General features: G+C 61.8%; 12 protein-coding genes. 6 read left to right on the top strand and 6 right to left on the bottom strand.

Translation table 11 applies throughout. The features are described 5' to 3' along the window. Window positions 1–181: 181 nt before the first annotated feature. A complete protein-coding gene (locus D9R08_RS16770) occupies window positions 182–556 on the bottom strand; it encodes a hypothetical protein (protein WP_147450709.1) in 375 nt (124 codons plus the stop codon). A 103-nt stretch (window positions 557–659) separates the two neighbouring features. Next, window positions 660–1,028, bottom strand: a complete 369-nt coding sequence (locus D9R08_RS16765) for a hypothetical protein (RefSeq protein ID WP_121899213.1) — start codon at window positions 1,026–1,028, stop codon at window positions 660–662. A gap of 353 nt (window positions 1,029–1,381) precedes the next feature. Between D9R08_RS16765 and D9R08_RS16760 the strand changes: the two genes are divergently transcribed. The 4 genes from D9R08_RS16760 to D9R08_RS16745 all read left to right on the top strand — a co-directional run bounded on the left by D9R08_RS16760 (window position 1,382) and on the right by D9R08_RS16745 (window position 3,965). Beyond that, complete coding sequence (locus D9R08_RS16760; RefSeq protein WP_121899212.1) at window positions 1,382–1,729, top strand: BufA1 family periplasmic bufferin-type metallophore; 348 nt, start codon at window positions 1,382–1,384, stop codon at window positions 1,727–1,729. 75 nt (window positions 1,730–1,804) lie between these two features. Continuing rightward, on the top strand, window positions 1,805–2,659 hold the full coding sequence (bufB, locus tag D9R08_RS16755) for an MNIO family bufferin maturase (RefSeq protein ID WP_121899211.1): 855 nt from the start codon (window positions 1,805–1,807) through the stop codon (window positions 2,657–2,659). 8 nt (window positions 2,660–2,667) lie between these two features. Continuing rightward, entirely contained in the window at window positions 2,668–3,411 is a 744-nt protein-coding gene (locus D9R08_RS16750; RefSeq protein ID WP_121899210.1) for an HvfC/BufC N-terminal domain-containing protein, read from the top strand. Beyond that, window positions 3,408–3,965: a DoxX family protein gene (locus D9R08_RS16745; RefSeq protein WP_121899209.1), complete on the top strand. Its 558-nt coding sequence runs from the start codon at window positions 3,408–3,410 to the stop codon at window positions 3,963–3,965. Before D9R08_RS16750 ends, D9R08_RS16745 begins: the two co-directional genes overlap by 4 nt. Here D9R08_RS16745 and D9R08_RS16740 read toward each other — a convergent pair. Continuing rightward, entirely contained in the window at window positions 3,958–4,281 is a 324-nt protein-coding gene (locus D9R08_RS16740) for an ArsC/Spx/MgsR family protein (RefSeq protein WP_121899235.1), read from the bottom strand. The genes D9R08_RS16745 and D9R08_RS16740 overlap by 8 nt on opposite strands. A gap of 222 nt (window positions 4,282–4,503) precedes the next feature. On the opposite strand from D9R08_RS16740, the gene D9R08_RS16735 reads away from it, so the two are divergent. Both D9R08_RS16735 and D9R08_RS16730 read left to right on the top strand, forming a co-directional pair. Continuing rightward, a complete protein-coding gene (locus D9R08_RS16735; RefSeq protein WP_121899208.1) occupies window positions 4,504–4,710 on the top strand; it encodes a cold-shock protein in 207 nt (68 codons plus the stop codon). 293 nt (window positions 4,711–5,003) lie between these two features. After that, window positions 5,004–5,297, top strand: a complete 294-nt coding sequence (locus tag D9R08_RS16730) for a hypothetical protein (protein ID WP_147450708.1) — start codon at window positions 5,004–5,006, stop codon at window positions 5,295–5,297. Here D9R08_RS16730 and D9R08_RS16725 read toward each other — a convergent pair. From D9R08_RS16725 to thyX, 3 genes are all read right to left on the bottom strand, one after another. Next, window positions 5,294–5,695, bottom strand: a complete 402-nt coding sequence (locus D9R08_RS16725; protein WP_121899206.1) for a DUF2177 family protein — start codon at window positions 5,693–5,695, stop codon at window positions 5,294–5,296. The two genes, D9R08_RS16730 and D9R08_RS16725, sit on opposite strands and share 4 nt — an antisense overlap. A 129-nt stretch (window positions 5,696–5,824) precedes the next feature. Then, window positions 5,825–6,874: a type I restriction endonuclease gene (locus D9R08_RS16720; protein ID WP_121899205.1), complete on the bottom strand. Its 1,050-nt coding sequence runs from the start codon at window positions 6,872–6,874 to the stop codon at window positions 5,825–5,827. A gap of 131 nt (window positions 6,875–7,005) precedes the next feature. Next, window positions 7,006–7,911, bottom strand: a complete 906-nt coding sequence (gene thyX / locus D9R08_RS16715) for an FAD-dependent thymidylate synthase (RefSeq protein WP_121899204.1) — start codon at window positions 7,909–7,911, stop codon at window positions 7,006–7,008. Between the last annotated feature and the right edge of the window lie 209 nt (window positions 7,912–8,120).

The raw sequence follows: 8,120 nt of genomic DNA, 5'->3' as shown, positions 1-8,120 counted from the left end.
CTTGCGCTCCTTCAAATCGCCCAATTAGTTTGCTCTCAACCCCTTGTTTTTCCACAGAATCGGCTCCAAGCAGACCTTCACTGCGGTCGCGAGCGCACCTCGGCGGTACGGAGCGCGGGTGAAAGTCCGGTGTCCGGGACAAACCACCCGTTCGCTGCGTCTGCCCAAATGGCCGCCTTTGTCAGACCTCCACCTCTTTGACGAAGTATTCATGGTTTACCCCGGCGACCATTAGCGTCTTTCCGAGAGGAATCTGCGCGTTCCTCGCGCGATTGTAGACCCCTATCGGGTCTTTGGTCTCCGGTTCAGCGTTCAATGCATCACGAGCCTGATCCCTTCGATGTTCCTCGCGCATGTCGATTACTTGAAAAGGATTGTAGAAGCGCTTGGAGTTTGACCGAAGGCAAGAGCTTATCACAGCATCGTCATCAAGGTCTTGGCATATAAGCCTTTCCAACAAGAGACGCAGATTGACGCTCTTTGGAGCGCGCAGTTGCTTCAAAATGCTGCTATCGCTAGCGTACTGGGTGACCAGATACTCGGTCCTCTTAGCCATCATACTCTCTTTCACGTTAGACCGCCGATGTTTGCCATGAGACAATAGCTGCCATTCGCGCTGAGCGCAGCATCCGCCACTTTGGGCTCAAAGCAGACATCCCTCAAAAATGCGCCACCTCCTCGTCCGGCCTGCCCGCGGCCAGCGCCAGAACGCCGCCCAGACCGCAAAAGGCGATGGGGAACATCGTGGCCACGTTGAAGCCGAACGCATGATACATGCCCGCCGCCGAGATCAGCAGCAGGACGCCACCCCATAACGCCCGGGCGCGCGCCATCGCACCGCCCGCAACGGCCAGAAGCGGTGCGAGGATCGCGACGGTCTGGAACAGTTCCGGGCGGTCCACCTGCCGCGCCAGATCCGGCACCTCCCCGAAATACTCGATGAACGCCACATATCCGTAGACGAAAAAGCCGACGATCATTCCCAGAACGCCGCCGATTATCCCGAGGACCAAGGCCGCATTGCGCATGTTCAAACCCTATCTGCTGCACGAATCCCCACCGATATGGCCCCTCACCGCCGGCAATCCAAGGCGGGCCCGCCCCGGGCTTGCGGTGAAACAATTGCCCCGTTTCCCCGTTACAGCCGCTAATCGCGCCTCCTGGCGCGCACGCGCCTGCAATCGGCGAAACCGCCTTGTTTTTCGCGCCCGCCCCCCTGCCGCGCCCGGACCCCGCCGGGCTCACAGGCGTCTCGCAAATGCTCACGGGGTCGTGGGCCACGGGTCTGTGATTGGCCAGTGAGCGGCCCCGCCCGCTAGCTGTTGGCCCATCGCAGCTCGTTGCGATCTTGCCGTCTAACCAATCCTGGAGAGTTACCGACATGTCGACCCACGTGAAATCCCTGGCGCTTCTGGGCGCCGCCGCCGCCGCTCTGACGGCCCACGCCACCGCTCCGGCGCAGGCCCAGGCGCAGGAAAAATGCTTCGGCGTCAGCCTTGCGGGCGAAAACGATTGCGCCGCGGGGCCCGGCACCACCTGCGCCGGCACCTCGACCGTCGATTATCAGGGCAACGCCTGGACTCTGGTGCCCGCGGGCACCTGCGCCGATATCGAACTGCCCGATGGCCGCATGGGCGAAACCGAGGCATCGCTGGAAGCCGACGGGTTCGAGGGCCTGGCCCGCGACCTGCCCGAAGGCACCGACACCTCGATCCTGCGCCCGGTCTAGAATCCGGCCCATTTCCGGCACCCCGGCGCCGTGCAAACCGCGCCGGGGTGCCCGCCTGCCAGAAATCGGTGTATCATGCGCGACATGTCCGTTCCGTCCAGTCTGCCCCATGCCGCCGGCATCGGGTACAAGTCCAGGCACTATGCCGATCTTGTCGCCGATCCCGGCCCGGTCGGCTGGCTTGAAATCCATGCCGAAAACTACATGGGCGACGGTGGCCGCCCGATCGCGCAACTCCGCGCCCTGGCCGAGCGCTTCCCGATCTCCGTGCATGGCGTCGGCCTGTCGATCGGCGGCGACCGGCCGCTCGACCGCGATCACCTGGGCCGTCTCAGGCGTCTGTGCGACTGGCTCGACCCGGCAAGCTTTTCCGAACATCTGGCCTGGTCCACCCATGACACGGGCTATCTGAACGATCTGCTCCCCCTGCCTTACACCGATGCCACGCTGGCCCGCGTCGCCGCCCATATCGGGCAGGTGCAGGATGTGCTGGGTCGCCGGATGCTTCTGGAAAACCCCTCCACCTATCTGGCCTTTGACGAAACCACGATGGAGGAGGTGGATTTTCTGTCCGAGCTGGCCCGCCGCACCGGGTGCGGCCTGCTGCTCGACATCAATAACGTCTTCGTCTCCGCCACAAATCAGGGCACCGACGCACGCGCCTACATCGACGCCTTCCCGCTCTCCCAGGTGGGGGAGGTGCATCTGGGCGGCCATGACGAGGATGTGGATGACACGGGCCGCCCGCTTCTGATCGACAGCCACGGATGCGCGGTCGTGGATCCGGTCTGGGCGCTCTATCGCTACACGATCGCGCAATCGGGCCCGCGGCCCACGCTGATCGAATGGGACACGGACGTGCCGGCCTTCGCCACATTGCGGGCCGAGGCCGCGCGCGCGGACGCGATCCTGTCCCCGGTCACCGCGTGAGCCCGGCCATGCACCGTCAATCCAGCTTCACCGATGCGGTTCTGAACCCGGACCGCGCCGCGCCCGGGGGGCTGAGCGATGGGTTCGGCGGCCCTGTGGGCAAGCGGTTCGATGTCTATCGCAACAATGTGGTCGTGTCCCTGACAGAGGCGCTGGAAACCGGGTTTCCGGTCCTGCGCAAACTGGTGGGCGATGCGTTCTTCAAGGCCATGGCAGGGGTGTTCGTGCGCGCCCATCCCCCCACCAGCCCCCGGCTTCAGCTTTACGGCCAGCGCCTGCCGGGCTTTCTGGCAAGCTTTCCGCCGGTGGCCCATCTGCCCTATCTGCCGGACATCGCACGGCTGGAGCTTGGCCTGCGCCAATCCTACCATGCCGCCGATGCCGCCCCGCTGGATGTCGGCGGTCTCGACCCGGATGCGATGCTGGCCCTGAAACCGCTGGTCGCGCCGGCCACGCTGGTCGTTCAGTCGCGCTACCCCATCTTCGCGATCTGGCGCGCGAATACCGACAGCGCAGCCCCCGGACCGACAGGCGGCGCGCAGGATATCCTGATCACGCGACCCCGCTTCGATCCGGCGCCGCATCTTCTGCCCCGAGGCGGCGTCACCCTCGCGCGCCTGCTGAAAGGCCGCATCAGCCTGGCCGAGGCGATGGCGGCAACGCTTGCGGCCGAACCCGAGGCCGATATCTCCGCGCTGCTCTCCCTCTTCATCGCCAGCGGCGCCCTCACCCTCGAACGGAAAGACTTATGACCGCCCTGATCCAGCTCCATCACCGCATCTTCGGCGCCCTCGAAGCCCTTGCCCCGGCCCTGATCCCCACGCTCGCGCGGCTGATCTTCGCCGGAACGCTCCTGATCTACTACTGGAACTCCGGCCAGACCAAGCTGGGCGAGGGGATCCTCGGCTTCTACAATGTCGATTTCGGCGCCTATACCCAGATCACGCCGCGCCTGTTCGAAGCGGCGGGTTACGACCCCGGGCAACTCGGCATCATGGCCCATGCGATGGTGGTCGCCGGCACAATCGCCGAATTCGTCCTGCCGTTCCTGATCCTCATCGGGTTTCTCACCCGGCTCGCCGCTCTGGGCATGATCGGCTTCGTCGTCGCGCAAAGCTGGGTCGATATCTACGGCCATGGGATCGGGGCCGAGGATATCGGCCGCTGGTTCGACGGCGCCCCCGGCAGCCTGATCCTCGATCAACGCGCGTTCTGGGTATTCCTGCTGCTGGTACTGGTGTTCCGCGGCGCGGGCCCGCTCTCGGTCGATGCGCTGCTCGGCCGCGCGCAGCGCGCCCCTAGATGACCGCCGCCTGAACCGTGGCGTCCCAGCCCAGATAAAGCCGCCCGTCCGTGTCGATCACCGGGCGCTTCATCAACGCCGGATGCGCCCGCAGCAAAACCTCGGGTGCGGCCGCGCGCTCCGCCTCGGACAGGCCCCGCCATGTGGTCGACCGGCGATTGACCAGATCCGCCCCGAAGGCCTCCAGAAACCGGGCCAGGTCCTCGGGCGACAGCGGCGCGGCGCGGATATCGCGCAACACCGGCTCCCGGCCCTCTACCGCAAGCGCCTTCACCGCTTTCCGGCAGGTGTCACATGTCTTCAGCCCGTAAACGATCATCTTTTCCGCCCTTTGCCCGATTGCCATGCGAATTGATGCCAAAGCGACCGGTGCCGCAACCCACCCCTTGCCTTTTTCCGATTTCGCCCCACAATTTTTGTCGTGACAACAGGTTTACGCTGAACCGCCCTCTCAAGAAGGCACTCCAACAGGACGGCCCTGACGACACCGCGCCGCCGCATTACCGCGGGCGGGACTGACTGAGAAGGAAAGACGACGACGATGCCCACAGGCACTGTAAAATGGTTCAACACCACCAAAGGCTACGGGTTCATTGCCCCCGATGATGGCGGCAAGGACGTATTTGTGCATATCTCGGCTGTGGAACGCGCTGGCATGACCGGCCTCGCCGACAATGAAAAGATCAGCTACGAGCTGCGCGAGGGCCGCGACGGCCGCGCGTCGGCTGTGGAGTTGGTAAAACTCTGAACCGACCCCGGTACGGCCGGGGTCACATGCGCTGCGCGGACCATCCCGGGCGGCGCTTTTCTGCCTTGCAGCATTTTTCGGCCAGCCGCCTGTTTCCCGGGCGGCACGGCCGGTTTCGGGCGCCCGCCGCGGGGCCGTCCGGGCCGTTAACGGTATTTTCGAACATATCGGGCTAGGCTCGATTCCAGACCAAAACCGGGAGGTGACGGCCGCTATGGGGCGGCCCCTCCCCGACGCCCCATTCCGCCGCACCGCCGCCTCCCATCCCAATCCAAGGGGAGAGGAGCAGCATGATGTCCGAATTCCTGGCCGTTCTGGCCCTTTACTACGCCTGCGACGCCACCGCCGCGACGCGCCCGATGAGCCCGCAGGAAATGCAGGCCTGCACCGCGACCTACGATACGGTCAAAACCTATTTCGTGACCGGCTTCGATCTGGCCCCGCGCGGCACGCTGGAACGGTTCGCGCAGATGACCGCGGCCTATGCGGCGTTCAAGGACTGGGAAGACAGCAATCCCGATCTGGTCGCGGCCATGCGCGCCGATGCGATGAACCGGGTGCGGGGGCTGATGCCCGTGGACGGTTAGGCGGCGAAGGCGCGGGCCACCATCACACCGCCCCAGGCCGAACCGGCCGTCAGCACCGTGCCCCAGGCCATGTCGACCACCACCATCTGCGGATGCCAGTCGCGCATCACCGCCCAGGAGGTCAACTCATAGGTGCCATAGGTCACGAAACCCAGGATCGCCCCGTTGATCAGCGCGGTATGGGGTGTCCCGTCCCGCAGTGCGGGCCAGCCCGCGAAATAGAGAATGCCCAGCATCGCCACGAGGTAGAAGAGGATCGCCGGAACCATCCGAAACCCGCCATAAAGCCCGTCCCCCAGATGGCGCTGGAAGATCGGCTGGATGACCGTGGACAGCATGATCGCATCGGCGATGAGGAAGATGAGCGACGTGGCGAGAAACAGGATCAGAAGGGACATGGGCGGCTCCGGTTGGGACTTCAAGTGATGTAGCGCCCTACAAGTACCCGTCCATGCCGAGTGAGGGGTAGCTAACAATCCATCTCTCAAAACTCGTCATGAAAAACCACATCACTGTCCATGCCAATACTAATTATCGTACTTTTGCGCCGTAGCAATAAGCCGACCCCTTAACGAAATTATCTCATCAAGTGAGGATATTTGAAAACGATCCTCCTTTAATCCGTCAAAAAGACTTATAGATTTGTTTTTGCCATTAAAATGAAGCCTGGCTAGAGGCTTTCTATTATTGTCATCCAGCAGTATCGCACAGTAAGATTTCGCATCTCTGATTGCCACCCTATCAGCACTAACATCCCCTCGCAGAAGCGCCTTGATCAGTAAAAATCCCTCTCGCTCCTCGTCAGTCGTCTCGATTTCTCTATTCGCAATCGGTGCGTCCAATTCGGCCTCTATCCCCATGGGATCTTCCAGAGCAGTAGAAAGCCGCGTCTGTAATTGATCTCGCACAATCTCTCGAAATGCTGTCACAACTATCTTTGAGATGTTTTCACGCACTTGTGACGTAATTCGTCCATTGTGGACTTCTGAAGCCACTAACTTTACCAAGTCAGCAGGCGGATTCTCAAACCAATGGGAGAGGAGTCGCTTTGTTGCCGAAACGTATCTCAAACGCTCAGCTTGCGCTAAAATGGCATCTACGCTAAAATTAGATTTAGAGAATTTATTTAGCTCTGAAATGGATGAGGGGGAAATCTCCAGCAGGTCAAATATGAAAAATGGCTTTTCATCCATTCTGTTAGGTTCATCTAGATCCGTAAAGAATTGATATTCACGTCCGTTGGTCAGCAAGGCAAACCTGGTATTCGTAACAGTGAAATAGCGAAATAACTGACTTAGATGGCGTTGGTTCAACTGCGTGCTCAGCCCCTTACATTCAATCAGAAGCAACATTTCGTCATCTTTTTTAATGGCGTAGTCAACTTTTTCACCACGCTTGCCAGGCGTATCTGCAGTAAACTCTGGAATAACTTCGCCCGGATTGAATACATCGTAGCCAAGCGCTCTCAAGAACGGAAGCACAACTGAGGTCTTCACCGCTTCCTCAGTTTGGATGGTTTCAGAGTGCTGCCGAACCCGCTCTGCGAGCGCAGATATCGAAGTTTCAAGATTACTCATCTTTGCCTCCAGCCTTGTCGGAGTGGAAGTGAAGCGGAAAAAAGCACTTCAGGTCAATAGACTGAGGTTCCCGGGAGCTTGAGCCGGATCTCACACTTCGCCATGCAAAAAATTTGGCTACTCGAATCGCCTCACCCAAACACTCCCTCAAACTCCCGCCATTCGCCCTTGCTCATCCCCGACGCCTCCTGCGTCACCGTCTCCCCGGCGAGCCGGCGTTTCAGCACTTCGACCGCCTTGCCGCTCAGGTTCACCCCGCCCATCCGATAATCCTCGAACGCGCCGTAAGCCGCGGGCACCCAGTCCTTCACCATCTCCGCGATGGCCTCCGCATAGACCCGGATCTCGAATTGCGCATGGGCATCCGCACGCAGCCGCAGGAAATGGAACAGGTTGTGCAGATCCACCTTCCAGTACCATTGGGTGTAGACATTGGCGGGCAGGTTCATCCGCGCCAGTTCGCGGGCCAGCCCCGCCTGCCCCTCCTGGCTCAGCATCTCCTCGTAGTGGTCATAGGCGCGCGCACTGTCGGCCTTCAGCACCTCCAGCACCCGCGCGGCCTCCGCGCCCTGCAGCACCTCGCCGCGCCCCTGATTGTTCACCGTGGATTGCGCGGCCAGGTGTTCCGGCGCGGGGATGTAGAACTCCCGGTCCAGAATCGAATAACGCGCGGAGTACTCGTTCACATTCGCCGTGCGGTGCCGGATCCATTGCCGCGCCACGAAGACCGGCAGTTTCACATGCAGCTTGATCTCGCACATCTCGAACGGGGTGGAATGCCAGTGCCGCATCAGATAGCGGATCAACCCGCTATCATCGCGCGCTTTTTTCGTGCCCGCGCCATAGCTCACCCGAGCCGCCTGCACGATCGCCGCATCGTCGCCCATATAGTCGATGACCCGCACGAACCCGTGGTCCAGCACCGGCTGCGCCGTGTAGAGATGCTGCTCCATCCCCGGGGCCACGGCGCGCAGGGTCGGTTGCGGGTTCTGGCGGCTGGCGTCGATGTCGGCCAATTGCTCGGGGGTCAACGGCATGGGAAGGACTCTTTCATTCTGAAGATTCGGGATCTACAACATCTTGCATCAGCCCGGGCGGGGCACGCAAGATAAAGGGAGACGCCACGGATCCACGGGCGGCATTTCCGCATCTCCGAGGCCGCTTGCCCGGCCCATGGCGCGCGGCCCTTCTGCTCGGGGGGCCTCCGCCATGGGCGCCGTTCCGCCCGGTTTCGCCCACCGCACGG

Origin of the sequence: Rhodophyticola porphyridii (assembly GCF_003688285.1) — a bacterium.
Classification (GTDB): Bacteria; Pseudomonadota; Alphaproteobacteria; order Rhodobacterales; family Rhodobacteraceae; genus Rhodophyticola; species Rhodophyticola porphyridii.
The sequence above is the reverse complement of the archived record's forward strand: the minus strand, read 5'-3'. Positions and strand labels throughout refer to the sequence as shown.